Below are 862 nucleotides of genomic sequence, written 5' to 3'. Positions count from 1 at the left end.
GCATTCAACAGTTTGGTCAGTGACAGAACAGTTTGAGAGGTCAGGGATGGTCCCGTCGTCAAAAGTAAGCGTTACGGTGGTGCTTGAGCTGTTTCCGCAATCATCGGTCACGGTGTATGTTACGTTTATGGTACCGCAAGGCCCACATGTCGTGTTCAGGTTGCTGAAGTCATAGTCAGAGGTTACCTGACCGGTAAGGTCGTCATCACAGGCATCCGTGGCACATGCTTCAAGGGCAGCTATGTTGGCAGAGTTCCACGCATCCGCTAGAGCCTCGTTGTCCGTGTCGGAGCACTCGATCACCGTATTTTCCACCGTACAAGCGGAAAGGTCAGGGGCTATGGTGTCCACTACAGATATGGTCTGGTCCAGAGATGTGGAGTTCCCGCATTCATCGGTAGCGGTCCAAGTCCTAGTGATGGTCTCGGTGTTTCCGCAGGCAGCAACAGAGCTGTCTGAGAAGGTCACGGTCACATTGCCACATGTATCGGTAGCGGTTGCCGTTCCGGTAGCGGCAGGGTCAGTACTTTCGGTACATTCCACGGTTGCATCGCTAGGCAGTGTAAGCACTGGCGCAGTGGTATCCTCAACGGTAATGGTCTGGTCAAGTGACACTGAGTTTCCGCATTCATCGGTAGCGGTCCAAGTTCTTGTGATGGTTTCGGTGTTACCACAACCAGGAGCTGAAGCATCGGAATAAGTTACGGTCACGTTACCACAGGTATCTGTAGCCGTAGCCGTTCCAGTAGCAGCAGGATCGGTACTTTCTGTACATTCTACAGTTGCATCAGTAGGAACCGTAAGATTTGGAGGAGTGGTATCTTCAACAGTGATTATTTGATCATCAGATGTTGAATTTCCA

Annotated in this window: 1 pseudogene; it reads right to left on the bottom strand. The window is 51.3% G+C overall.

The annotated features are described in order from the left end of the window. Positions 1-862, bottom strand: a pseudogene (locus tag AB9K26_RS00180) (hypothetical protein); the annotation flags it as partial.

Source organism: Psychroserpens sp. XS_ASV72 (assembly GCF_041224425.1).
In the GTDB taxonomy this organism is placed as follows: Bacteria; Bacteroidota; Bacteroidia; order Flavobacteriales; family Flavobacteriaceae; genus Psychroserpens.
The sequence above is the reverse complement of the archived record's forward strand: the minus strand, read 5'-3'. Positions and strand labels throughout refer to the sequence as shown.